This window comes from Pantoea sp. X-Soil-TKNS-1279 (genome assembly GCF_059730565.1).
In genome coordinates, this window is sequence record NZ_AP035949.1 from 21,403 (window position 1) to 41,801 (window position 20,399).

Annotated in this window: 19 protein-coding genes; 11 read left to right on the plus strand and 8 right to left on the minus strand. The window is 53.5% G+C overall.

Annotation, left to right across the window (positions count from 1 at the left end; all coding sequences use genetic code 11):
- Positions 1 to 9: 9 nt before the first annotated feature.
- From AC6I8N_RS20290 to AC6I8N_RS20310, 5 genes are read left to right on the plus strand one after another with little or no spacing between them, the layout of a single operon-like run.
- Positions 10 to 2,535 (plus strand): type VI secretion system Vgr family protein, encoded by a 2,526-nt coding sequence (locus tag AC6I8N_RS20290; protein ID WP_497830933.1) that lies wholly within the window; start codon positions 10 to 12, stop codon positions 2,533 to 2,535.
- Positions 2,532 to 4,676, plus strand: a complete 2,145-nt coding sequence (locus tag AC6I8N_RS20295) for a T6SS effector phospholipase Tle3 domain-containing protein (protein WP_497830934.1) — start codon at positions 2,532 to 2,534, stop codon at positions 4,674 to 4,676. Before AC6I8N_RS20290 ends, AC6I8N_RS20295 begins: the two co-directional genes overlap by 4 nt.
- Positions 4,676 to 5,419 carry a T6SS immunity protein Tli3 family protein gene (locus AC6I8N_RS20300; protein ID WP_497830935.1) on the plus strand — a complete coding sequence of 248 codons (744 nt, stop codon included), beginning with the start codon at positions 4,676 to 4,678 and terminating at the stop codon, positions 5,417 to 5,419. The genes AC6I8N_RS20295 and AC6I8N_RS20300 overlap by 1 nt, the downstream gene beginning before the upstream one ends.
- A gap of 48 nt (positions 5,420 to 5,467) precedes the next feature.
- Complete coding sequence (locus AC6I8N_RS20305; RefSeq protein WP_497830936.1) at positions 5,468 to 5,731, plus strand: PAAR domain-containing protein; 264 nt, start codon at positions 5,468 to 5,470, stop codon at positions 5,729 to 5,731.
- Positions 5,728 to 7,125: a hypothetical protein gene (locus AC6I8N_RS20310; protein ID WP_497830937.1), complete on the plus strand. Its 1,398-nt coding sequence runs from the start codon at positions 5,728 to 5,730 to the stop codon at positions 7,123 to 7,125. The genes AC6I8N_RS20305 and AC6I8N_RS20310 overlap by 4 nt, the downstream gene beginning before the upstream one ends.
- Here the strand turns inward: AC6I8N_RS20310 and AC6I8N_RS20315 are convergent.
- On the minus strand, positions 7,103 to 8,044 hold the full coding sequence (locus AC6I8N_RS20315) for a LysR family transcriptional regulator (protein WP_497830938.1): 942 nt from the start codon (positions 8,042 to 8,044) through the stop codon (positions 7,103 to 7,105). The genes AC6I8N_RS20310 and AC6I8N_RS20315 overlap by 23 nt on opposite strands.
- Positions 8,045 to 8,176: 132 nt before the next feature.
- Between AC6I8N_RS20315 and AC6I8N_RS20320 the strand changes: the two genes are divergently transcribed.
- The 3 genes from AC6I8N_RS20320 (at position 8,177) to AC6I8N_RS20330 (ending at position 10,712) form a co-directional block, all read left to right on the plus strand.
- Positions 8,177 to 9,010: an SDR family oxidoreductase gene (locus AC6I8N_RS20320; protein ID WP_497830939.1), complete on the plus strand. Its 834-nt coding sequence runs from the start codon at positions 8,177 to 8,179 to the stop codon at positions 9,008 to 9,010.
- A gap of 109 nt (positions 9,011 to 9,119) precedes the next feature.
- Complete coding sequence (locus AC6I8N_RS20325) at positions 9,120 to 10,172, plus strand: NAD(P)-dependent alcohol dehydrogenase (protein ID WP_497831154.1); 1,053 nt, start codon at positions 9,120 to 9,122, stop codon at positions 10,170 to 10,172.
- 102 nt (positions 10,173 to 10,274) lie between these two features.
- Entirely contained in the window at positions 10,275 to 10,712 is a 438-nt protein-coding gene (locus AC6I8N_RS20330; RefSeq protein ID WP_497830940.1) for an MFS transporter, read from the plus strand.
- A 57-nt stretch (positions 10,713 to 10,769) separates the two neighbouring features.
- On the opposite strand, the gene AC6I8N_RS20335 is transcribed toward AC6I8N_RS20330, so the two are convergent.
- The 6 genes from AC6I8N_RS20335 to AC6I8N_RS20360 all read right to left on the minus strand — a co-directional run bounded on the left by AC6I8N_RS20335 (position 10,770) and on the right by AC6I8N_RS20360 (position 15,542).
- Positions 10,770 to 12,041 carry an alanine racemase gene (locus AC6I8N_RS20335; RefSeq protein WP_497830941.1) on the minus strand — a complete coding sequence of 424 codons (1,272 nt, stop codon included), beginning with the start codon at positions 12,039 to 12,041 and terminating at the stop codon, positions 10,770 to 10,772.
- Positions 12,042 to 12,052: 11 nt separating this feature from the next.
- Positions 12,053 to 12,790, minus strand: a complete 738-nt coding sequence (locus AC6I8N_RS20340; protein ID WP_208725982.1) for an amino acid ABC transporter ATP-binding protein — start codon at positions 12,788 to 12,790, stop codon at positions 12,053 to 12,055.
- The gene (locus AC6I8N_RS20345; protein ID WP_208725981.1) at positions 12,787 to 13,431 is read right to left on the minus strand and encodes an amino acid ABC transporter permease; all 645 of its coding nucleotides are present in this window, start codon (positions 13,429 to 13,431) and stop codon (positions 12,787 to 12,789) included. Before AC6I8N_RS20345 ends, AC6I8N_RS20340 begins: the two co-directional genes overlap by 4 nt.
- Complete coding sequence (locus AC6I8N_RS20350) at positions 13,428 to 14,165, minus strand: amino acid ABC transporter permease (RefSeq protein ID WP_497830942.1); 738 nt, start codon at positions 14,163 to 14,165, stop codon at positions 13,428 to 13,430. The genes AC6I8N_RS20345 and AC6I8N_RS20350 overlap by 4 nt, the downstream gene beginning before the upstream one ends.
- A gap of 49 nt (positions 14,166 to 14,214) precedes the next feature.
- A complete protein-coding gene (locus tag AC6I8N_RS20355) occupies positions 14,215 to 15,039 on the minus strand; it encodes an ABC transporter substrate-binding protein (protein ID WP_415173250.1) in 825 nt (274 codons plus the stop codon).
- 110 nt (positions 15,040 to 15,149) lie between these two features.
- On the minus strand, positions 15,150 to 15,542 hold the full coding sequence (locus AC6I8N_RS20360; protein WP_208725978.1) for a RidA family protein: 393 nt from the start codon (positions 15,540 to 15,542) through the stop codon (positions 15,150 to 15,152).
- 404 nt (positions 15,543 to 15,946) lie between these two features.
- Between AC6I8N_RS20360 and AC6I8N_RS20365 the strand changes: the two genes are divergently transcribed.
- Entirely contained in the window at positions 15,947 to 16,699 is a 753-nt protein-coding gene (locus AC6I8N_RS20365; RefSeq protein ID WP_497830943.1) for an IclR family transcriptional regulator, read from the plus strand.
- 120 nt (positions 16,700 to 16,819) lie between these two features.
- Positions 16,820 to 17,926 (plus strand): ABC transporter substrate-binding protein, encoded by a 1,107-nt coding sequence (locus AC6I8N_RS20370; protein WP_497830944.1) that lies wholly within the window; start codon positions 16,820 to 16,822, stop codon positions 17,924 to 17,926.
- Between the two features lie 60 nt (positions 17,927 to 17,986).
- Here AC6I8N_RS20370 and AC6I8N_RS20375 read toward each other — a convergent pair whose 3' ends face one another.
- Positions 17,987 to 18,850, minus strand: a complete 864-nt coding sequence (locus AC6I8N_RS20375) for a DMT family transporter (RefSeq protein WP_497830945.1) — start codon at positions 18,848 to 18,850, stop codon at positions 17,987 to 17,989.
- Between the two features lie 118 nt (positions 18,851 to 18,968).
- Between AC6I8N_RS20375 and AC6I8N_RS20380 the strand changes: the two genes are divergently transcribed.
- A complete protein-coding gene (locus AC6I8N_RS20380) occupies positions 18,969 to 20,393 on the plus strand; it encodes an aminotransferase-like domain-containing protein (protein ID WP_497830946.1) in 1,425 nt (474 codons plus the stop codon).
- Positions 20,394 to 20,399: the final 6 nt, after the last annotated feature.

The window sequence follows — 20,399 nt, forward strand, 5'->3', positions numbered from 1 at the left end:
AGAGAAAGCATGTTAACTAACACAAATTTCCGTGAGGATGATCGGAAGGGTTCGCACAATCGTTACCTGTTATGCTTTGAAAATAAAGATGTTTATGCCGATGTTGAATCGTTTACGGGGGAGGAGGCACTCAGCCAACCGTGGCGTTATGCTATCCGTTTTTGCTCTGAAAATCGTGATATCCCGCCTGATAGTCTGGTGATGAAAAAGGCCTCGTTCAGGATCCGCGCTCCCACAGATGGCAATCCCCCCGAGACTCAATGGCAAGAACAACGCGAAATCAATGGTGTGATAACCGGTATGTCGCGTGTCGCTGCCAGCCGAGATGAAGCGCTATACGAAATCACGCTTGAACATCCCCTCTCTTTGCTCGCTCATACCCGTCGTTTTGCCATTTTTCAGAATCTCGCCGTGCCTGAACTGATTTGCCGTGTGCTCAAGTCGCACGGTATGCATGGCTATGAAATCGATATGGATGGCCTGTGCTGGACTTACCCCGAGCGTGAAATGATTGTCCAGTGGGGGGAAACCGACTTGCATTTCATCCTGCGTCTGTTGTCTGAAGTGGGGATTTGGTTTCGCTTTGAGCCACATGAAACGACCAGCCATTTGACGGTCATGGTTTTTGGCGATATGCCGTCACGGTACATTTTGGGTCATAAAATCATCGCATTACCCCAGGCTGGTATGTCGGGGCAGCACCTGACCATCCGCAATATGACCAGCTCTGCGTCGGTGGTGCCTGCGGCGGTTCACACCCGTGACTATGACTACCGCATCCAACGCCTCACCGCCCTGGAATCCTCTGCGGATATGGGGAATGAAGCGCCTTTCACTCGCGGCCGTGATTACCATTACGGCGATATTCATCACGGCGAAGGCGATCGCTGGGCAAGTATGCAGGGTGGCGAAGCCGAAACGGCCTGGTTTTTCGCCCGTATTCGTCATGAGCGCCATTTATGTCAGCGCATCCGGCTCGCCGCACAGGTTGATGATCCCGCGCTGTTACCCGGTAGGGTGGTGGGAATTATCGGGGAACATCCCAGCTCTTTTGCAGATGGCATGCTGGTGGTGAGCCTGAACTGTCGTGGAGGTCGTAATACGCCTTTCCTGGCTGAGTTAAGCGGCATTCCCTTCAGCGCACGCGTGGCGTGGCGACCCGAACGGATCGCGCGTCCCGTTATTGCGGGCACGGTACCGGCGCGAATCTCCGGGCTTCATCTTAATGACACTCTGGCGCGCCCCGATCGCCAGGGGCGCTACCGGGTTAAATTCAGCTTCGACCTGGATGAATGGGTTAAAGGGCAGGAGAGTATGCCGGTGCGTCTGGCGCGAATCTACGCGGGGGACCGTTTTGGCGTGCATTTCCCGCTACTGGATAACACCGAAGTCGCGATTGCCTTTGAAGGTGGTGATCCGGAACGTCCCTACATTGCGCATGTCCTGCATGATGTTATCAATCCTGACCTGGTCAATGATCTCAATAGCACACGCAACGTCATCCGTACCTTTGGAAAAAACAAACTGCGGATGGAGGATGAGAAAGGGCGTGAGCATATCAAGCTGGCAAGCGAATTTGGTAAAACGCAGCTCAATATCGGCCATCTGGTAGACAGCAAGCGTCAAGCTCGCGGTGCGGGTGCTGAACTCCGTACTCAGCACCATGCATCCGTCAGAGCAGGGGAGGGGATTCTCCTGACCACTGCTGCTCAGCCGAATGTTAATGGCAGCCAGCTTGAGATGGCCGCAACCATCCGCCATCTGGAGCAGGCGCTGAGCCTGGCTTATAGCCTGCAAGGGAGTGCAGGTCAGGCCGGAGCTGATGCAGTGGATACCGCGCCACAGCAACAACTCAACCAGTCACTGGTCGGGTTGAATAAAGCGGGGATTGTTGCCTGGGCCGATGCCGGTCTGGTGCAGGCCACGCCGGAAAGCCTGCAACTTTCCGCCGGGCAGGATGCCGTGATTACCGCCAGCAATAACGGCAGCGTGAATATCTTTAAAACCCTATCTCTGGCGGCCGGTCAGGGGATCTCTGCATTTGTACGTCGTGTGGGGATCAAACTGATTGCCGCGTCCGGCCACATTAGCTTACAGGCCCAACGAGGCAAATTAAGCGCGCTGGCGGATCAGGATATGCAACTGACCAGCGTGAACGGCGAAGTGCAAATCAGCGCGAAAAAGGGGTTATTTCTCCACTGCGGCGGCGGTGGGATCCGTATCCATCCCGGCGGGGGCGTTGAAATTTTTTCGCCAAAATACATTGAACAGAAATCACCGACGCTCAGTTACCAACAAGGTGAGATGGCTAAGATTGTGGATCCGGTATTTGCGGATACCCAGCTGGTGCGCAGGGTCAGGCTGTACCGTGATGGCGACCGCAAGCATCCGCTGCTGCATCAAAGCTTTCGGGTAACCACTTCAGATGGCGGCGTGATTGAGGGAACCACGGATGCCAATGGTTGTTCACCGTTACTGGATTTGGCGGAAACAGAACAGCTGGAAATTACGTTAGTCAGGGAGGCAAAACCATGAGCAAGGAAAAGCGCGCGAACGCTGCGTTCAACAACCCAGTACTCGGGACTGTTATTGGTGTGGATCGTGAGACTGGGGGAGCGATGACCACCCAGGATTTTGCGGTCGGCAGCCCGTTACCCTGCATCGTTATTCTGGTACATGGCGTCAACGATATCGGTGACGCCTACGAGACACAGGAGCAGGGGATTGTCGCCGGGCTGAATACCCGGCTGGCACGCACGGATATGCATCCGCATGAATGGGGGGAGATGAGCGGCGTAACCGACCTGAGAGGTGCCGCGCGGCGCGTCACCCAAAGCGGTCGCTCGCCAGTGATCCCGTTTTACTGGGGATATCGCCCGGTAGATCGGGAAACGTATGACAACGACCAGCAGCGTTATCGTGACGAGGTCAAAAAACTCGGGCTGGAATCGTTGCTGCCTTATGACGCCTTCCAGGAGAATGATCCGAAACGCCTGAAAAAACTTAACCCGGAAATGCGCGCATTCTGCAACGATAACTACGGTAATGTGCTGGATCTGGCCGTCGCCAAAGGGGGTGGTACTTTTGCCAATGCCACCACCTGCATCCCGGATATGCTCGGACCGGGTGCCAACGGCGGCGCAATCTGGATGGCGGGCGTTTACAGCCGCAAGCTGAACGGGGGGGATTATACGCACCCGATTTACGGCAATCCGCACCGCATTTATCAGTTCTTTGCGGCGCAGCGGCTGGCGGACCTTATCTGGGAAATCAGAGATAACCAAAGTACCCGCTACGATACCATCAATATCGTGGCACACAGCCAGGGCACCCTTATCACCATGCTGGCGAATATGATCCTCAAGCAAAAGGCACCTGACTATAACGTTGCTGACTGCACCATCCTCTGCCATTCCCCTTATTCGCTGGCACCGCGTTTTCTGGAAAACCAGCTCCCAGGCCGCCAGCAGACCGCGAAAGCCCGTCAGGAAACCCTGCGTAACTTTTGCCGGCTGATGGCGACTAACCCCAAATATGATCCTGCCGGGCGCTATCACCCGGACTTTGTGCAGGCGATGATGAACGACGGTACGCTGGCGCGCAAACATCAGTGGCACAGCGACCCGCGCTACAGCCGTAACAATTATGGTCGGGTGTACAACTACTTCTGCCCGGACGATGGCATCGTGTCGCTCCAGAGCGTGCAGGGTTTTGGCTGGCGCGGGATCCCTGACCAGTTAGCCGCCGGGATGGAGAACCTTTACCAGCGGGCGTTTTGCCAGCGCTATACCAGCGGAGGCAACCCGACGGGTCAGCCGTTTGAGAAACCTGCCTGGCAAGAAGGGGATTTCCGCTATGACGGTTGGGCCACCAACGCGACTTATCCGCACCACAGCGGTGTAACCATCAATGCCGAAGCGCTGCCACAGGTGTTTGAACTGACCATGATGGGCAGCAGCAATGAAGGGGAGATGAAGTTTAAAACCGGTATTGCGGGAGAGGATCGCTATATCGATTATTCCGCCCGTGCCCACGAGGGCGTATGGCAGGTAAAAGAAACCCGGCCGGTGCTGGAGCTACACGCCTATTTTATGCAACCGGGGCATGTACTCACTGAAAATGAATTGAGTGCGGTGAATTATTATTACAAAACGCAGTTTACCGGCGGCCGGGTTATTGGTTCTCAGCAGCGTATGGAATATCGGTTGTTGCGGAGCAAAACCGACCAGGAAATTGAAGAGATGGCGAAATATGGTGACCCGGTAAAATTCAGTCAGCACTCGGCCATTGTGATGGATCCGAACGTGCAGGAAAAAGCGGTGGCGTATGACCTCGCCATTGGTAACTGTATAGCATTTGAGGATCCGGAATTCTGGCTGCGGCTAAGAAAGTTGGCCGACTGGCGGCATAAATATAATCCGAATGAGGATGCCAAAACTTATTACAAATCCGGCGGATTGTCCCAAAAGAACACTAAGCGTTTCATGAATAAGCCCAATGATGTTTTACCCCAAGGTGAATTTGGCGTCGTTAATGAATACCACCCCGCAACCAAAATTGATCCGGCTCGGCCTGGAGAATTTCACCATAAAGAGATTCCATTACATCAGTGGGATATGCCAGAACCGGCAAGTCATTATGATATTCCCGCCACCGGCCACAAAATGGTGTTTTAATGATGCTGAAATTAAAGGGATATACATCAACGATATGGGTTGTTGCTTTGTTCATGATTAGCGGGTGTCAGCACAACTTCTTAAAACCACGCCAGAAACCGGTACAGGTGGTGTACCGGTTTGATGACCACCGCTGGCTGGAACTGAAAGGTTATAACTGTGAGGGAGAACTTTGGTTTGTGGATCAGCAACGGGGCATTCGGAGCGAAATATGGTCTCAGTTTTACCGCATTTTTACCAAACCCTATATTAATGCCTCTGAAAGATATATAGCGGTTCCTAGCTGGGGTGAAGCAGGGTTTGTGGTTTCGAAAGACTACGGAAAAACCTGGCAAAATGCATCAATTAAAGGTGAAGAGGATAATGGTTCTAATGCACCTACTTATGATGACATTGTTTCCGCCACGGTTGTTAACGATCAGGGTTTTCTCCTCACCAAACAGGGACGCATTTATATGTCGTCGCTGCCTTTTGACGATCCGCGTCTGCAACCTGGCGGAACAGGTGTGGATTATGTTGTGGAGTTCAGAGGAAGGAAAATAGCACACCATATCTATGCCATACGTCCGGCTGAAGGTCTGGATACATCATTATGGGGCCGGGACTATATCGACCCGCGCATTTTACATCGCTCAGTAAAACAGTATTACACCAACTTCCAGAACCTGCCCGACCGCATACCCGAAGTTAAAAACTATCAAGGCTGGACGCATATGAAATGCGACCTGAATGCCGGGCTCTGATTATTTACCCGGTGCACAATAAATAATGGATATTAAAGGATTAAGTACATGATAAAAGGCGTTATCCGTCTCGGAGACAAATTATCGCACGGTGGAAGCGTGACTGATGCGACCGGTGAAATGTTTGATGGCAAACCCGTCATGTTATTGGACGACAGCGCCCGTTGCACCATTCATGGTAAAACCAAGGCTAACGAGGGCCATCCTGGATGGACCATGAATGGCCGGAATGTGGTGACAGAGGCGTACCAGGCTAAATGCGGCTGTTCGTTCGTTTCTTCATTACCTGTCGCAGGGGCTGTTGAATCATGAATATCTGGAAACCCCTCCCTGAACCTTATTGGCCAGACGATCTGCGCTCCCCTGGCCTGATCAGCCTGCTCTTCTCTCTTTTGCCGGGAATTATTATTGCGATTATCAGCGCACTGGTGTTAGAACCGGAGGCATCCACAAAGCTGAAGATCATATGGATACTGGTGATCCCTGTCCTTGTAGGCGCTTTCATTTACACCCTTATCTTGCTTTTTCACAGTGTCAGTCAGTTTTGGGCCGACATGATGGAAAAAAGTTATATTGAGCAGCGTAATTGGTGGATTAACCACGCCTCAGCCGGTATCCGACTGGCTGAACATAGCTCGCTTTTTCCGGTGGAAGATGCGGCTCTTAAAATGCTTCGCCTGGAAGGGGAAATGCCGCCGCTAAAAGATATTCCGCGTAAACTCAGTGTCGGCGTTGATGAAGACATGGGGTTGAGTCGCACGCAACAGATTTTAACCCATTTGTTAGACCAACTCGATATTGCAACGCTTAACAGGCCGGAAGTCTGGCTATACATCCGCAACGCCGATCAACCAACCCAGCAGGATGCCAGCGCCATCATACATAACCACACATTACTGCAAAAACCGACCCTCCATTTGCTCCAGGCGCTGCCACAATGTTCGATGCTGGAAGAATGGATCATGACCTATTTTTGTGATTCCCGTTTGCTGATTATCATGGAGTTACAGGGGGCTAATGACGACGCATTCTGTGAATACGCCACGGCGCTGTTATTTGCTCATCACTGCCCATCACCTGACACCCGGATGCCGGTGTGGTGTTTTCGCAGCCTCAACTGCCATCAGCATCAGGTCGAGAAATACCTGGATATCTTATTCGCCGCAAAGCAGGTGGTGCCAGCCAATTTACGCCACGTATGGACCGGGAATTTGCAGGGTGAAGGTTTGCATTTGCTCAAGGATGCCTTCAACGAAACACTGAGTGGCATACCAGAGCATAACTGGCACCGTTTACCGGTTGCTGCAACCTGGACGCCGGGTTATCGGTGGCTGATGCTGGAGTGGGCGGCGCAGGCGATACGTCATGGGCAACGGGGGCAATTACTCGCAACGCAACAGGGCGAAAAACAGCAAATTAACGTGGCGATGATGTCTGGAGAACGTATCAACTCCCCCGCAGATGATGACAATAATTGGCTACAGATACTTCATGGAATATTCAAGATTATTACGCTCATTTCGCTCATCGGTCTTGAAATCTTGTTGATTCGCTTCTCTTTGCCCAAAGAGACTCAGGACGATGCGTTCATATACCTGTTTATCATGCCAGCAGGCATGATGTTACTTGCCCTGGGGATTTTTACCCAGGGCTTAAATATTGCGCGTCGCCACAGAGAACGGATTATTGATTATTACCGTCGATAACCGGCCTGCGTGGTTTTTCTTCAGCTGCATTTCTCCGACGTAACGTCTGTAATAACACCTGAAACGCCGGAGAGAGCAGACGACGGCTGGGGTAATAAATATGATAACCGGCGAAAGGTGCGCACCATTCTGCCAACACCCGCACTAACTGACCTTCTGCCAACTGGGTTTCCACCATGTCTTCCATCACCATCGCCAGGCCCACTCCGGCTTGTGCAGCCTTCAGCGCCGCGCTGAGGTTGTTGACAATAAACGGCCCATTGACGCGAACGTTAAGCTCGCGTTCTCCCTGAGTGAATTCCCAGGCGTAGATGCCACCGGAACTGGGGAGGCGGATATTGATGCAGGCATGCTGAGGTAAATCGTGTGGCGACATAGGGGCTGGATGGCGGGCGAAATAGTCAGGTGTGCCCACCACGGCCATACGTAACTCGGGGCCGATACGAGCGGCAATCATATCCTGTTCTACCCGTTCACCCAGACGAATTCCGGCATCAAAGCGTTCACTGACGATATCCGTCAACGCGGAATCCAGCGATAGCTCGATTTTAATATCGGGGTAGGTGTGCAACACCTCATTAATGGCGGGCCAAATCAGGGTATCTGCGGCGTGTTGACCAGCGGTGATGCGTACGGTGCCAGCAGGTTTATCGCGAAACTGGCTCAGTGATTGCAAACGATTGTCGATATCGCTAAACGCCGGGCGCAAGGTATTCAACAGCTGTTCACCGGCTTCGGTGACAGCCATATTGCGGGTGTTACGAATCAACAGCCGTACGCCTAACCTCTCTTCCAGACGTCGGACAGTTTGGCTCAACGCAGGCTGTGAGGTTGAGAGCCTCGCGGCGGCACGCGTGAAACTCATTTCTTCAGCCACTACTAAAAAAGCAGCCAGGTCACCCAGCTCATCTCGCAGCATTTATAAATCTCAGATCTAAGTTCATTAACTATTAAGCATCTTATCACCTGAATCCGCCGCGTATAGACTTTCGCTCATTGATTGAACCGCCTGGTCGGGCGATCACCCCATTCAAATGATTGTGAGGTCAACATGACGAAAGATATCGTGGTAATTATTGGCGCTGGTGGCATTGGTCAGGCGATTGCCCGCCGTCAGGGTTTTGGCAAAACCTTGCTGCTGGCTGATTTCAATCCACAAACTCTGCAACAGGCAGCAGAACAACTTAATGTGTCAGGTTATAGCGTCGAGACGCAGGATGTTGACGTGACCTCGCGTGAGTCGGTGGAAAAGTTGGCGGCCCGTGCTTCCTCGCTCGGCAAGGTGATGCAGGTCATCAATACGGCAGGCTTGTCGCCCAATATGGCACCGGTAGAAAAAGTGCTGGAAGTGGATCTCTATGGCGCAGCGCTGGTGTTTGAGGTTTTCGAAACGGTCATTGCAGCGGGCGGTGCCGGGTTGATTATCTCCAGCATGGCCGGTCATATGATGCCTGCGCTATCCGCAGAACAGGACCAAGCATTAGCCTATACGCCAACCGAAGAATTGCTGGCGCTACCCTTCCTGCAACAGGACGCTGTCCCGAACACGCTTGTGGCCTACATGTTGGCGAAGCGTGCCAACCATCTGCGCGTTCAGGCATCTGCCGTCAGTTGGGGTGAGAAGGGCGCCCGCGTGAACGCCATCAGTCCGGGTGTGGTGGTGACACCGCTGGCATTGCATGAACTCAACTCGGAAATTGGTGATATTTATCGTGCCATGGTGGATGCCTCCGCGGTAAAACGCATGGCACCTCCGGAGGAAATTGCGATTGCCGCCTCTTTCCTGCTGGGGCCGGATGCCGGGTTTGTCACCGGAAGCGATCTGTTGATTGATGGTGGCGTGATTGCGGCGATGCGAGCCGGGAAACTGCAAACGCCGGGATGAGAGGGGGGAATTTCATGAATGTGATTCATATCCTCAATATCTCTGGCTGGCTTAATCATGCTGGCGTCAGCCAGTATGATCCCTTATCACTCAAGTTGTCATCGGGGAAATCATGATCAAATCCATTAAAGCGATTGGCACGGATTCATCCACCCATCCCTTACAGGTGTTTAGCATTCAGCGTCGCGGCTTGTTGCCCGATGATGTTGAGATGGAAATCCTCTACTGCGGAATTTGCCATTCTGACCTTCATCAGGTGAAAAATGATTTCGGTGCCAGCCACTACCCGATGGTGCCCGGACATGAAATTGTGGGTCGGGTGACTGCCGTAGGTTCAGAAGTTAAAAAATTCAACGTGGGTGATTTTGCTGCCGTGGGCTGCATTGTCGATTCATGCGGAACCTGCCCTGCCTGCGAACGCGATCTGCAACAATTCTGCGCACATGGCACCACGCTTTCCTTTAACACACCGGATAAACATCTTGGGGGGATGACGTTGGGTGGCTTTGCCCAAACCTATGTGTGTAAAGAGCGTTACACCCTAAAAATGCCGCATTTTGACGATATGGCTGCGGCAGCCCCCTTGTTGTGTGCGGGCATCACCGTCTATTCCCCCTTAAAACATTGGCAGGCGGGTCCGGGAAAAGTGGTCGGCGTGCTGGGTATTGGTGGATTAGGACATGTGGCAATTAAAATTGCCCGTGCGATGGGCGCACAGGTTGTGGTGTATACCACATCGCAGGCGAAAGTGGCGGATGCTAAACGCTTAGGGGCACATGAGGCGGTGTTGACGTCAGATGCTGACCAAATGAAAAAATTTGCCGGTAAAGTCGATCTGATCATCGATACCGTATCAGGCAAACACGATATCAATGCGTATCTGCAACAGTTAGCGATTGATGGCACCGTGGTGTTGGTCGGTTTACCGCCAGAACCCGTTGAGATCGGCGCATTTAACGTTGTTAAAGGACGCAGAAGTTTTGCCGGTTCAAATATCGGCGGGATTGATGAAACCCAGGAAATGCTGGCGTTCTGCGCCGAACACAACATCACCGCCGACATTGAAATGATTACGGCCGATCAGGTGAATGAAGCTTTTGAACGTCTGGAAAAAGGTGATGTTAAATATCGATTTGTGATCGATATGTCCACATTAAACTGACCATGCTTGACCGGGCAGTGGTTTGCCCGGTTACTCCCCCTCTTCTACATCACACCTCTGCTAATACTCCACCGTTAACTCGCTAACAAATGAGCATTTACCATGAGCGATAGTGCTTCGCCGTCAACGACCGCGTCAGTTTCTTATGCGAATCTTATCCTGGTCAGCTATACCATGATTGTCATTGATAACTCGGTGGTGATCACCGGGTTACCCAAAATCAAAACCCAGTTGGCTTTTACATCAGCCGGGTTGTCCTGGGTATCCAGCGCTTATGCGTTGACCTTTGGCGGATTATTACTGTTGTGTGCCCGCGCTGGTGACATCTTAGGTCGTCGTCATCTGCTGGTGGCAGGGTTAGCGCTTTTCACGCTCTCCTCATTGTGTATTGGGCTTGCACCCACGGCGGAATGGCTGGTGGTGTCACGCGCGTGCACACGCGATTTCATTATATGCGGCGGCGGGTGGTCTTTCGACCAGTATCGGATTAGTGGTTGGCGGTATCGTGGCAGATCTCATTTCCTGACGTGCTGGGGCTGATCAATCGTAAGTGAGCTGTACCGCCAGAATCTGCTCTGGCGGTTGGCGAAAAATCACTCAGAATGCTGTTTCCAGTGAATCTGTGACGCAATAATCGTCATCGACCAGCGGTAAGTACCGCCATTTATCAAACGCGGTGCAGGGATGTGAAATGCCACAGCCCACCCAGTCACCGGGCTTGAGCGCATCCTCTTCTGGCAACAACAAATAAGCATGTTGATCATTTACCTCGCTGATACGCATGCCAGCAGCCACGCGAGGCGCGCTGCCATCGACATCTCGCACCCACAGCGGATTCGGCAAGTCCTGGTCGAATGGCACATCACGGCGGCCGAAATCAACAAATGCCAGGCCAGGCTCAGGACGCGATAACACCCGCCCCCAGACTTCCAGCGCGGCGGCAAAATGATGCTGGCTGCCCGATTGGGCAAACGGGGTGATGCGGGCATACAACCCGTTATCGTGCGCCATATAGGCACCCGAGCGAATCAGCGGCGTGACCGGTAGCGGCAACCGGGCTTCGGTAAAACAGGTGCTGACCACATCAAACCAGGCACCACCACCGGCGCTGAGAATCATGGTGTTGCTGCTGAACAGCTGCTTCTCTGCCAGCAGCGCCGCCGTGGCGATCAGCATCTGACAATAATCGTGCACTCTGGCGATACCGACGGTATCGCGTCCGGCGCCCAGCGCACCTTCATAGCCCGCGACACCCACCAGTTGCAGGGCAGGGCTGGCGGCAATCGCGGTGGCGATTTCCAGTGCCGCAGATGTTGAGCGGCAACCGGTGCGCCCGCCGCTCACCGACATCTCCAGCAGCACGGCGATGCGACTGTCGCCAAGATGTTGCTCCAGTAAACGCACCCCTTGCATTGAATCGACATAGCAAAGAAAGCCGTGGTCTGGATGTTGCTTTTGCCACTCGCCAATCCAGCGGATACCCGCGGGGTCGACCAGTTGATTGGCAAGAAAGACGTTACGAATGCCGAACTGACGCAGTGCGCGCACCTGCGCCGGGGTTGCGGCGCTTAATCCCCAGGCCCCGCCTTCCGTAATCGCTCGGCGCAGGATGGCCGGAGACATCGAGGTTTTGCCGTGTGCCGCCAGCATCACGCCCTGCTCGCGACAAAAATCTGCCAGTTGCCGCAAATTATTATCCAGCGCTGACTGCTTCATCAGCATCAGCGGGGAAAACACCTGATCGCTGGCAAACACCGGGGTGCCAGCCGGCAACGGCGTATCACCACGACCAGCCACGGATTTAAAGCGTGGCGCGGGTTGTTGCGCATCCAGCAGGCCATCCGCCACCAACGGAAAATGAATCGACATAACGCCTCCGATCAATGCTCAAGCACGCGTGATAAAAACTGCTGGGTACGGGGATTTTGCGGATGAACAAAAATCTGCTCGGGCGATCCCTGTTCAGCGATCACGCCCTGATCCATAAACACGACGCGGTCAGCGGTTTTGCGCGCAAAGCCCATCTCGTGAGTGACCACCACCATGGTCATGCCTTCACGCGCCAGACTGCGCATCACCTCCATCACTTCACCGACTAACTCGGGGTCGAGCGCCGAAGTGGCCTCATCAAAAAACATAATTTTTGGCTCTACCGCCAGCGCACGGGCAATCGCCACACGTTGCTGCTGTCCACCGGAGAGCTGCGCCGGATAATGATGGGCGCGCTCCGCCAGTCCGACACGCGTCAGGGCCGCCATGCCACGTTTATTGGCTTCGGCTTCGGACAATTTTTGCGCTTTAATCAGCGCCAGCGTCACGTTACCAAGTGCGGTTTTGTGGGGAAACAGGTTGAACTGCTGGAACACCATGCCAACATGACCACAAATTTCCCGACTGCGTTTAGTGTCGTGCAGCGGCACATCGTTAACCCAGATTTCACCGCCGTCAGCGGTTTCCAGCCCACTCATGATGCGTAACACGGTGCTTTTGCCCGAACCGGACGCGCCAATCAGCACCAGCACTTCGCCGGGCGAGACATCCAGGCTGATCTCTTTCAGCACCTGCGTGCTGCCAAACGATTTAGTGATACGGCTCAGCGTAATGGCGGATTTGCTCATGATAACTGGCTCCTGGTTTGATGATGTTGAACCCAACGAGAAAGGGGAAAGCAGACAACGAAATACAACACGGCCACCAGACCATAAATCACCACCGGCTGGCCGATACGATCGACAATGGCCTGGCCCTGGTGCATCAGTTCCGACATGCCGATCATGCTAACGATCGAGGTGTCCTTAATCAGGGACAGATACTGGCCCACCAGCGGCGGCAAGACGATGCCGCGTGTCTGCGGCAGAATCACGCTAAGAAAGGTCTGGCGTTTTGACAGGCCGAGAATCCACGACACTTCCCATTGCCCCCTGGGTACCGCTTCAATCCCGGCACGAAACACTTCGGCGATATAGGCACCCTGGTAAATACTCAGACCGAGAATACCCGCAGCAAACAGATTGATTTCATAGCCAAAATAAGCCACGCCAAAGTAGATAAACATCAGGGTGATCAACACCGGCGTACCGCGGAACAGCTCGGTGTACAACACGGCAATTTGTCGGGCGACCGGCACACGACTGGTTCGCAACACGGCGGCGAGCAGGCCGAGCAGGGTGCTGCCAATAATGGCGGCGACAGAAAGCAGCAGGGTAATACCCAGCCCCTTCAGCAACAGCGGCAACGAGCTGATGATCAAGTCGCTCATAGCGCATTCTCCCGTTTCAGTGGATTAGTCAGCCATTTTTTTGCCCACCACCAGGCGGACTTTTTTACCTTTGTCACCAGCGGCGGATGAAACATGCGCCGTCCCGCCAGGTTACCAAGCCAGGAAAACAGATTACTTAACAGCAGATACACCAGCGCCACCACACTGAAGGTCTGGATGTACAGCAAGGTACGGGCGTTAATCACCGTGGCGGTACCGGTTAGCTCCGGCAGCGCAATCGCCGACAACAGCGACGTACCGAGCAATAGCTGAATCAGATTGTTGATAATGGCAGGCCACACGGCGCGCGCCGCCTGCGGCAAAACCACGCTTAAAAACACCTGATGGCGTGGAATACCCAAAATCCATGCGGCTTCCAGTTGCCCTTTGGGCACCGACTGTATCCCGGCGCGAAATGTTTCCGACAGATAGGCCCCGACGTTAATCCCCAGTGCCAGCACTCCAGCGGTAAAGGCGCTCATAGTGATACCGAGTGAAGGCAGACCGAAAAAGATGATGAAGATTTGCAGCAACACTGGCGTATTGCGGATGAATTCGACATAGCAGTGACTCAGCCAGCGTAGCGGGGCTAACGCGGTGGCTTTTGCCAGAGCGGCCAGCAACCCAAGTGTGACCGCCAGCATAAAAGCGAGAAGGGTGACCTGTAGTGTCAGCCAGGCGGCGGCCAGAAAAGTCTCGCCATAATTCCACAGGGTTAGCCATTGATAACTCATGGATGGGCTCCTTCTTACGGCGCAGCCCGTGCTGCTGCGCCGCAGGCAATCAGAATTGCGGGTTCAGTGGGTAACGCGGCTTATCGCCAAACCATTTTTGGTACAGCGTGGCATTCTCACCGGAGGCGTTGATCTCAAACAGGAACTCGTTGAGGTAGTTCAACCACACCTGATCACCCTGTTTCACGCCAAAAGCGTTGTACTCCAGCGGCACCAGCGCTTCGTTGGTGACGGTCAGCGTCGGATCGAGCTTGGCCTGGTAAGCGAGGAAGTTGTTATCCTCGATCATCGCATCGGCCTGACCCTGCTTCACCGCCAGAATGGCGGCCTGTGAGGAGTCGTACTCCTGAATTTTCACGTCAATGCCCATGCTGCGCACTTCGTCACCGTTGGTTGATCCTTTCACCGTCGCGATGGTTTTACCGGCCATGTCATGCGCCGACTTGATGCCGCTCTCTTTACGTACCAGCATCGCTTCGCTCGCCACCACATACGGATTGGTGAAGCCGATCTCTTTGGCACGCTCCAGGTTGCGGGTGAAGTTACAGAACACCACGTCCACTTTGTTGGTTTGCAGGTTAGGGATGCGGTTGGCGCTGGTGGTGTTTACCATCTCCAGCTTCACCCCCATCTCTTTTGCCAGGGCTTTCGCCAAATCGACGTCATAACCATCAGGATTGCCGTCTTTATCGTAAAAGCCGAAGGGGGCGAAACTCAGGCAATCACCCACGCGCAACGTGCCGCGTTGCAATACGGTTTGCAGCGCCGATTGCGGTGCTGCTCCCGCCTCTTTTTTCTCTTCCGTGGGGGTACAACCGGCAACGGCCAGCATGACCAGCGCTCCGCCGATGATTTTTAACGAAGTTGCATTCATTGTTTTGCTCGCTTATTTAATGGAGACGACATGAAAAGCATCAGTTATTAACGAACTGCCCTGGTGTGGGCGGGTAAATAAAAACGCAGTTTATAATCAGGTGAATAATATTATTTTCGATCGGCGCGGAAGCATTTCATATCAACTTCCACTTTGCAGTCGACGACTAAATCCTGCACGCTACAAATACGCGCCGGAGGATTTCCGGTAAATATCTCGCTGAAAACTTTATTAAATGAACTGAAGTAACGTGCGTCGGTTAACACCGCCGTGACGTGTACCACATCCTCCACCGCATAACCCGCCTCGCGCATAATAGACAGGCAGTTATCAAAGGCCAGACGAGTTTGTTCGATGATGCCACCTTCCACCACTTCGCCCTCACGCATCGGTGTCTGGCCCGAGATATACAGCCAGCCATCGGCCTCAACTGCCCGTGCGAACGGCAGTTTTTGCCCACCGGTACCCGTGCCGCCTTCAATGCCATAACGTGTGATCGTCATGCAACGCTGCTCCTTTTTGTTCTGAGAATGCTAATTTGCACTGCATGACAACTGTCTGGTATATCGGACTGCTATCTGCAATATCGGATAGGGCAAGATTTGCACAGGATTTTTACTTTTGCAATATGTCGCCAGGGATTTAATTTTTTGTGATGTCGTCGCGATCGCAAAATAAAAAAGAGAGGAGGGAGATTTCCAAATGGAAATGTGACCACTCTCGTGATTTAAAAAAAAGATCTGACTGCCATGCGCTAAAATGAGGCACCAAAATAGAACAAAGAAATATAAAGTCAGAGATTAAAATTTTAATTAACGGGGATGGGTTAACGTCGGCGCTGGGTGTATGATGCTTTTCTTTTTTACTGTCTGGCGCGACCGCCCGACTGCATCAGGAGAATTTGCTTATGCCGGACGAAAAGCCATCGCGTGCGCGCGGCGTTGACCGGGTTATCGACATTTTTCGCCAGTTGCATATCGCCCGTCAGCCTATGGCGATGCGTGATTTGATCGACGCCACCGGTGCGCCGCGTTCCAGCGTCTATGAATTAGTCAGCCTGCTGAGTGAAGCCGGGTTGGTGGAGCTGGATGCCGACGGTGCCGTGTTCTTTGGCCGCGAAATGCACTATTACGGTGCAGACTACATGGCGCATAACGATCTTATCCGTCGTGCTCATCAGCTCATGGTTGAGATCGTCGCCCGTCATGGTGAAACGGTGCAGCTCTGTATGCTGGAGGGGAATAAGTACACCGTGGTGTTGTCGGAAAGCAACGCCCACCCATTTAAAATCACGTCTGATATCGGGGTGCGGGTACCGATCACCTGGACCGCTACCGGCCGTTTGCTGCTCAGTAACTGGTCGGATAGCGCCATTCTCAATCTCATCCCGGAAGAGGACTACCGTCTGGCGAACGGGCAAATCCTCGACAAACAGGCCTTCCTCGAAGATATCCATCGTGCCGGACAGTTGGGCTATTGCCTGACCGAAGGGTTATCCGAGAGTTTTACCTGCTGTATGGCCGCGCCGATTCGTTCGCGTAGCGGGCAGGCGGTGGCGGCGATCTGCTTTATGGTGAGTCGCGATACGCCAGAAGAACGGCGTCAGATGCTGTTGAAAGAATTGATCGTTTCCGGGCAAAAGTTATCGGATTTCACCTGAGTCTGGTGCATTTTCCTCGTACTCCGGCACAACCTATTGATGTGCAGTTTATTTTTGCAACTTAAGGTTGTGTTAAGGTTATTGATAATAATAACTATTCTTTTTATCACGGAGTTTGCGATGAAAACGCGCCTGTTACTGGCTATCGGGTTGTTGGCTTCAACGGCGGCCTGCGCCACCACCTATCCGCTGAGTGTCACCGATATGGATGGTCACACCCAGACCATCAACCATGAACCGCAACACATTATTTTGCAGGATGGACGCGACGTCCTGACGCTGGCGTTGCTGGATCGTGATGACCCGTTTAAACGCGTGGTTGCCTGGAACAACCTGCCGAAAAAACAGGACACTCAGACCTGGGACATGCTGAAAGGCCGCTGGCCGGAAGCGACAAAAATCGTTGATATGGGTTTTAACGATCAGGGACAGGTCAATCTGGAGAGCGTGCTGGCGCAAAAACCGGATCTGATGATCGCCCAGCTACGTGCAAAACCGGCGTTGAAGCAATCAGGTGTGCTGGATACCCTCAATAACCTGCATATCCCGGTCGTTTTTGTCGATTATGAACTGCATCCGGCACAGAACACCGCGCCAAGCGTGACGTTGCTGGGTAAAATTCTGAACCGTGAAAAAGAGGCGAAAGCCTATACCGATTTCTACCAGCAGCATATGCAGAAGATGACACAAGTCATTGATAACGTTAAAAATAAACCTAAGGTGTTTATTGAGCCGATCGCCGGTAACAGCGACAACTGCTGTTTTACCCACGGACACAACGGTTGGGGTGGCTTGGTTGAAGCGGTCGGTGGCAAAAATATCGGCTCTGCGCTGCTGCCGGGCAATTCAGGCTTTGTGGCGCTGGAAAAAATTATCGCCATGAAACCCGACGTCTACATCATGACCGGTTCCAAACGCCCGAACGCTAACGTGCTGCCGTTTGGCTACGGTGTCGATCCGAAAGATGTGGGTGTGACCTTCCAAAAACTGCTGGGTCGTACCGGGCTGGCGCAGATCGAGCCAGTGAAGCAGGGCCGGGTGTATGGGGTGTATCACCATTTCTATAACCATCCTTACAACATCATTGGCATGGAAATTCTGGCGAAAGACCTCTATCCGCAACAGTTTAGCGATCTCCATCCGGTAGCTGATTTCCACACCCTTATCAGAGACTTCACCAAACTGCCGGATGATGCGATAACCCTGAGTTATCCGCAGAACCAATAACGGACAGGTAGCGGCACGATTTATCGCCCGTTTCCGCGCACGATAAATCGCGCCGCTACGCTATGACGCATACCGCTTAGCGCCAAACACACACATAATGGTGGCACCCGCCACCGCCAGCATGGCCCAGCTGATCGATTCGTGTAGCAGCAAAGCCGCCAGCGCAAAACCCATAAAGGGTTGTATCAGTTGCAGTTGTCCCACCGCCGCAATACCGCCTTTCGCCAGGCCGTGATACCAGAAGATAAAATCTATCAGCATGCTAAATACCGATACCCAGGCAAGCCCTAACCACGCGGGCATGGCAATGCCGCTAAAGGTGGCAGGCGCGGTGTAAATCGCGGCGGGTAACATCACTGGAACGGCCACCAGCAATGCCCAACTGATCACCTGCCAGCCGCCAAGCCGTCGTGATAGTTTTGCCCCTTCGGCATAACCCAAGCCACAGAGAATGATGGCGGCAATCATTAGCACATCACCGGCCATCATGTTTCCCGCCGTTCCGCCCAGCGCATAGCCCGCAATAATGGCGCTTCCCGCCAGGGAAAACAGCCAGAATACCGGACGTGGCCGTTCGCCGCCGCGCAGCACGGCAAAAATGGCGGTCGACATCGGCAAAAGCCCGAGAAACACCATCGAACGAGCAGAGGAGATATGCTGTACGGCCAATGCGGTCAGCAGCGGAAAACCGACCACCACGCCCAGCGCGATTATCGCCAGAGCTGGGATATCCGTCAGAGCAGGACGTTTCTGGCGCAGCACCATCAACAACGCGCCACCCAACAACGCCGCAATAGTGGCGCGTGCGCAGGTAAGAAATAACGGCTCAAATCCGCCGATGGCGGCGCGTGTGGCAGGCAGCGAACCGGCAAAAATCATCACCCCAATAAAACCACTCAGCCAACCGTTTAATGCAATTTTCATGATCCCTCCTTCGTTAATATTGCGCAGTTAACCACTGATTTCCGGGACGATAAAAGATACAATCCAGTACAATTTAAAGAAACTGTACTGGTTAACTGGGCAGTACAGCTGAGGGGTGATGACATTGCGCAACAAAACCCGTATCGAACAATTGATGGACGATATCCGTCAGCAGATCGCCTCAAGGGCCTTGACCCCAGGCAGCCGCCTGCCTTCAGTGCGAGCGCGTGCCCAATCTGCCGGGATATCCGTTTCGACGGTGGTGGAGGCTTATGACCGGCTGGAAGCCGAAAGCGTGATTGTTTCGCGTCCCGGTGCAGGTTTCTTCGTTTCCGGGCCGATTGCGCCGCTCGATTTGGCACAGTTGGCACCGACCGTAGAGCGCGATGTTGATCCGCTGTGGATTACGCGTCAGGCGTTGGACGCCGCACCGGATAGGCCAAAACCAGGATGTGGCTGGATGCCGCCAGAGTGGATGTATGAAGAGGGTATCCGGCGAGCGCTACGCAAGGCGGCACGCAGCGAAAGCGCACTGTTGACTGACTATGCCGTTCCGGCAGGTAGTGCTGAACTGCGCCAACTGTTGACCCGGCGTCTGGCAGCCTATGGACTTTCCGCCACGCCCGACCAACTGTTGCTGACCGACTCCGGTACACACTCCATTGATCTGATCTGTCGTTTTCTGCTGGAGCCAGGCGATACCGTGCTGGTGGATGATCCCTGCTATTTTAACTTCCACGCCCTGCTCAGGGCGCAGCGCGTGAAGGTGGTTGGCATTCCCTGGACACTTCAGGGGCCGGATTTGGCGGCGTTTCAGCAGGCATTAACGCAGCATGCGCCACGGCTGTATATCACCAACTCGGGCATTCATAACCCAACGGGTGGCACGCTATCCCCGACCACAGCCCATCGTCTGCTGAAAATCGCCGAAAACTCGGATCTGGTGATTGTCGAAGATGATATTTTTGCCGATCTTGAGACGCACACCGCGCCACGTCTGGCGGCGCTGGATGGTTTTGCACGGGTGATGGTGATTGGCAGCTTCTCGAAAACGGTTTCAGCCTCGGTGCGTTGCGGTTATATCGCTGCCAAACCGGCCTGGGTGGAAAAACTTATCGATATGAAAATTGCCACCGGCTTCAGCAGTGGCAGGCTGGCCGCCGATCTGTTGCTGAATGTGCTCAAAGATAGTGGCTATCGACGCCATTTGGAAGCGATCAAGTTACGTCTGGCAGATAGCCGACGACAGGTAATGCAGCGGCTTGGAGAAGTCGGTATTCGCCCGTGGCTGGTGCCACAAAGCGGGCTGTTTTTATGGTGTGAACTGCCGGAAGGGTTGGATGCCGCCGAGTTTTCACGCGCTTGCCTGAGGCAGGGCGTGGTACTCGCGCCCGGCAACACCTTTAGCCAGTCGGGGAGCTGTGACCGATTTTTACGCTTTAATGTCTCGCAGTGCGGCGATGAGCGGATTTATCGTGTACTTAAGGACGTAATACAGTCGTCGCGGCGCGATTTATCGCGCAATTTCGTGCGCGATGCGTGAAAAATC

Coding starts and splice junctions, on each gene's coding strand:
- AC6I8N_RS20300 (WP_497830935.1), top strand. CDS start 4,676: ATGATGCTGAAATTAAAGGGATATACATCAACGATATGGGTTGTTGCT.
- AC6I8N_RS20365 (WP_497830943.1), top strand. CDS start 15,947: ATGCCGGACGAAAAGCCATCGCGTGCGCGCGGCGTTGACCGGGTTATC.
- AC6I8N_RS20305 (WP_497830936.1), top strand. CDS start 5,468: ATGATAAAAGGCGTTATCCGTCTCGGAGACAAATTATCGCACGGTGGA.
- AC6I8N_RS20360 (WP_208725978.1), bottom strand. CDS start 15,542: ATGACGATCACACGTTATGGCATTGAAGGCGGCACGGGTACCGGTGGG.
- AC6I8N_RS20315 (WP_497830938.1), bottom strand. CDS start 8,044: ATGCTGCGAGATGAGCTGGGTGACCTGGCTGCTTTTTTAGTAGTGGCT.
- AC6I8N_RS20335 (WP_497830941.1), bottom strand. CDS start 12,041: ATGTCGATTCATTTTCCGTTGGTGGCGGATGGCCTGCTGGATGCGCAA.
- AC6I8N_RS20345 (WP_208725981.1), bottom strand. CDS start 13,431: ATGAGCGACTTGATCATCAGCTCGTTGCCGCTGTTGCTGAAGGGGCTG.
- AC6I8N_RS20320 (WP_497830939.1), top strand. CDS start 8,177: ATGACGAAAGATATCGTGGTAATTATTGGCGCTGGTGGCATTGGTCAG.
- AC6I8N_RS20355 (WP_415173250.1), bottom strand. CDS start 15,039: ATGAATGCAACTTCGTTAAAAATCATCGGCGGAGCGCTGGTCATGCTG.
- AC6I8N_RS20370 (WP_497830944.1), top strand. CDS start 16,820: ATGAAAACGCGCCTGTTACTGGCTATCGGGTTGTTGGCTTCAACGGCG.
- AC6I8N_RS20375 (WP_497830945.1), bottom strand. CDS start 18,850: ATGAAAATTGCATTAAACGGTTGGCTGAGTGGTTTTATTGGGGTGATG.
- AC6I8N_RS20310 (WP_497830937.1), top strand. CDS start 5,728: ATGAATATCTGGAAACCCCTCCCTGAACCTTATTGGCCAGACGATCTG.
- AC6I8N_RS20295 (WP_497830934.1), top strand. CDS start 2,532: ATGAGCAAGGAAAAGCGCGCGAACGCTGCGTTCAACAACCCAGTACTC.
- AC6I8N_RS20340 (WP_208725982.1), bottom strand. CDS start 12,790: ATGAGCAAATCCGCCATTACGCTGAGCCGTATCACTAAATCGTTTGGC.
- AC6I8N_RS20330 (WP_497830940.1), top strand. CDS start 10,275: ATGAGCGATAGTGCTTCGCCGTCAACGACCGCGTCAGTTTCTTATGCG.
- AC6I8N_RS20380 (WP_497830946.1), top strand. CDS start 18,969: ATGACATTGCGCAACAAAACCCGTATCGAACAATTGATGGACGATATC.
- AC6I8N_RS20350 (WP_497830942.1), bottom strand. CDS start 14,165: ATGAGTTATCAATGGCTAACCCTGTGGAATTATGGCGAGACTTTTCTG.
- AC6I8N_RS20290 (WP_497830933.1), top strand. CDS start 10: ATGTTAACTAACACAAATTTCCGTGAGGATGATCGGAAGGGTTCGCAC.